Origin of the sequence: Mycobacterium sp. (assembly GCF_052144515.1) — a bacterium.
Classification (GTDB): domain Bacteria; phylum Actinomycetota; class Actinomycetes; order Mycobacteriales; family Mycobacteriaceae; genus Mycobacterium.
Map to the genome: position 1 here is coordinate 1 of NZ_JBKQQD010000120.1, position 3,440 is coordinate 3,440.

The 3,440-nt window shown below is 61.1% G+C and carries 3 protein-coding genes and 2 pseudogenes; 3 read left to right on the plus strand and 2 right to left on the minus strand.

Annotation, left to right across the window (positions count from 1 at the left end; genetic code table 11):
* The coding region (locus ACLP9N_RS07420) for a M15 family metallopeptidase (RefSeq protein WP_442406781.1) at window positions 1–497 on the plus strand (497 nt) is incomplete at its 5' end.
* On the opposite strand, the gene ACLP9N_RS07425 is transcribed toward ACLP9N_RS07420, so the two are convergent.
* A complete protein-coding gene (locus tag ACLP9N_RS07425) occupies window positions 494–2,029 on the minus strand; it encodes a serine hydrolase domain-containing protein (RefSeq protein WP_442406783.1) in 1,536 nt (511 codons plus the stop codon). The two genes, ACLP9N_RS07420 and ACLP9N_RS07425, sit on opposite strands and share 4 nt — an antisense overlap.
* 635 nt (window positions 2,030–2,664) lie before the next feature.
* Window positions 2,665–2,784, minus strand: a pseudogene (locus ACLP9N_RS07430) (glycerol acyltransferase); the annotation flags it as partial.
* Between the two features lie 289 nt (window positions 2,785–3,073).
* Between ACLP9N_RS07430 and ACLP9N_RS07435 the strand changes: the two are divergent.
* Window positions 3,074–3,226, plus strand: a complete 153-nt coding sequence (locus tag ACLP9N_RS07435) for a hypothetical protein (protein ID WP_442406782.1) — start codon at window positions 3,074–3,076, stop codon at window positions 3,224–3,226.
* 72 nt (window positions 3,227–3,298) lie between these two features.
* Window positions 3,299–3,440, plus strand: a pseudogene (locus tag ACLP9N_RS07440) (wax ester/triacylglycerol synthase family O-acyltransferase); the annotation flags it as partial.

Below are 3,440 nucleotides of genomic sequence, written 5' to 3' on the forward strand. Positions count from 1 at the left end.
GTTGCCCCGTCGAGCCGGGGCGGCTGCGACGGGTCAACGTCGACCACATCGGTTTCGACGGCCAGACCCACCGCGGCGAGCTGATCGTGCATGAAGACCTGGTGCCGGAGGTCATCGCGATCTTCGAGCAGCTTTACCGACTGGGTTATCCCGTCGAGAAGATCCGCACCGTCGACCACTACTCGGACGCTGATGATGAGTTGTCCATGGAGGACAACAACACATCGGCGTTCAACTGCCGAAGCATCCCAGGAACCAACGAATGGTCTCCACACGCTTACGGTCGGGCAATCGATCTCAATCCGCTTCTCAACCCGTGCCTCTACGCCAGCGGGTATTTCGAACCGCGGAACGCGGCGGCCTACCTGGACCGCAGCCGCACCGACCCGGGACTCTTACACAACGACGACCCAGCCGTGCACATCTTCACAGAGCGCGGCTGGCGGTGGGCTGGCTACTGGACGACTCCCGACTACCAACACTTCGAGCGGCCCTAAAGACCCAGGGCCTGCCCCGTCGCCGTCGCAACCTCACCTCGGAGATTCGACATCGGTGGACTGCCTCGCGTATGGATCGAGTTCGAAAGCAGAACTATGTAGGTATTTGAGCCTGGGTCCATCCAAAGCGAGGTTCCGGTAAAGCCGGTGTGGCCGAAGCTGCCGATGGGAAAGATCATGCCCCGCGCTGTCGACTGGCCCGTATCGATATCCCAGCCAAAGCCGCGCAGGTTTTGCCCCGCGATCGCCGGATAGCGCGGAGCGAGCAGCGGATCTGTTCTATTCGGTCTCGTTGCGATTGCTTCTCGGGCTGCATCGTTCGCTGCCTCAAGTTGTTGCGCGCTATGTCCCGGCTGCTGCGGAGCTGTCATCAACTCCAGAGTTGTTTGCGCCAAAGGAAAGTCGCTTGGACGTCCTGCGAGCCGGTCAAGCAAGGCCTGCGCATAGATGCTGACATCGTGCGCCGTCGAGAACACGCCGGCATGCCCGGCCACTCCACCCATGCGCCGCGCTGTCGTGTCCTGCACGGTGCCCCGAAGCAGGCGATCAAGATCGGGATTCTTGCTCGGATCGGCTCTGCTCTCTTCGTCACGTGCTGTCGGTGCGATGCGCGACAAGAGACCGGTGCTCCACGTACCCGCGGGACAAGCGTCTGACACCTGGCCTTTTGGCGCGGGAGCCCACGCGATCGCAGCCCCTATCGTCGCGTGCGGACCACATGCCTTCGTCAGTAGAAGGTAGTGGGTGTCTTCCATGCCAAGAGGCTCGAATACGTGTTCCTGAACGTAAACGTCTTCGGCCTCGCCTGTGACTCTTTCGATCAGCGCGCCAAGCAGAATGAAGTTGATGTCGGAGTAGCGGAAACCCTCACCGGGACCCGACTCGAGCGGCGTGGTGAGCGCACGATGAATGCCTTCTGCTTTATCGGCTCCATCCAGTCCCCACGGATCCTTGAGATCGACGTCCCCCGCTTCGCCCGAGGTGTGCGTAAGCAACATGCGGACGGTCACCTTTGCACGACGTGGATCGTTCGCCGTGTTGAAGTCAGGCAAGTACTGGTGCACGGGATCGTCGAACTGGACCTTGCCTTGTTCGTAAAGCTGCATGACGGCAGTGGCCGTTGCGAGGCTCTTCGTCAACGACGCCAAATCGAAGATCGTGTCCTCGGTCATCGACTCCGCAGGTGCAGGCGATCCGTCTAGGCCGGGTTCGCCGGCAAGTTTGCGCGAGCCGTAAGCCTGGTGGAAGGCGACCTTGCCCCCGTGCCCGATCACAACCACAGCACCTGGCAGCCTGTTCGCCGCAATCGCATCGTTGATCAGCTTGGAGACGGTTGCGAAATCAGGTGCGGCAGCCGCATCGGGCAGCTTGGAGAATGTCGCGAAGTCAGGTGTGGGAGCCGCAGCCGGCACCTGCGTTGTCTTCCCGCTGTCGCTTAACGCCGTGTGTGCTGCATCGCCACGCGAGCAAGCCGCAACAAGTGCAAGAAAAACACTTCCAACGGCAGAGGCCTTTCGCAAGGCCTTTCGCATTCGTTTACCGAAGGCTAGGCCGCTAAGCGAGCTGTCGTTCACGTGATTCCCCGCCGCCGCATTCACGGAATTCCACAGGTGGTCGTCCCGCCACGATGCTGGGTCCGGCGGAGCGGCTTGTCAAGCATCTGGCCTCGGTGACGCCGGCCACGTCTGCGGCAGCAGCGCGCCGACCCACGTCGGCCGGGCGCGGCGACCGGGAGCTTAACCAACAAATGTTGATGGGATCTGATTGAACAAGAGAAATGGCCCGGACTTGTGTCCCTGACGAGTAGGCCCTCAGTGGAGCTGCCGGGAATCGAACCCGCTGGGAAAAAGCACTGAGCTGCCGAAACGTCGAATCTGATGACGTGAAAACACGGGAAACGACGCGAAACGACCTGCAGATACGCGGAAGGTGTTGATGACATCAATGCCCCAAATCGGCGAGAGGCAGGTGCTGGTCTCTATCAGGAGCACGCTAAGCGCGCCGACATCCAGGTCGGAACTTCAGTTGCTGATCGCGCAAGCGGCTTTCCGGTGCGAGGTGTCGTTTAGTTGCGCGGCGAGGAACGCGGCGATGTGGTTACGAGACATCGTCCAACCGACCTCGTCGCGACCAAGGTAGCCAACCGCAAGGTGCCAATGGATGGCTGATAAGGATGGCGGTCATAGCCACACTTGTCGTCGAAGGCCGGGGCGAAGACGAAGACGAGCGCGTCAGGCGTCAGTACACCGCCGGAATGGTTACGCACCACCAACGCACCACCCGTAGGCAAAACCCCTTGCACTCCCGCAGTCCACTGGTCCCGCCGTCTATTCATCCTCAGTGCCCATTAGCGGTACCGGAATTGCACGGCGGTCGCCACGGTCGACAGGCCAAGTACCAGGTCGGTGCCCATCAGCCGGAGTCCAAGCATGCGAGCGAGCAGCATTCGGAGCACGTGAGCGGTCAGACGGTCGGTTAGTTCGGCGAACGCCTCGGGGACCGCCGATTTGGTTCGACTCAGCTGACCGATGTCTGGCCGCAACTTTCGGCAAAATTTGGCAACAGGAGGCGGGCGATTGCCGCGCATCTCCGCCGAATTACTTACGAGCGCACAGCTTTCCGGCGACCTCGCGGTCTGGGACGGCCACATCGCGATGGTCGTTGGCAACGGTCTTTCGATCTACTGGACTGTCGGTGACCCTTACATGTCGGAGTGGTACTTGCAGTGAGATGGGATGTTGATGGAAAGACAAGCAGGCCAGAAACTGGTATCTATCTCAGTGGAGCCCTACGCTGTCGGCATGAGGCGGCTCTCCAGCGTAGATGCTGCGTTCTGGTTCGCCGAGACGCACGCCTGGCACATGCACGGCGCCGGACTGACGATCTGCGACCCGTCCGACGCGCCAGGTTTCTGCTTCCGTGCGGTCAAAGACCTTGTCGCTT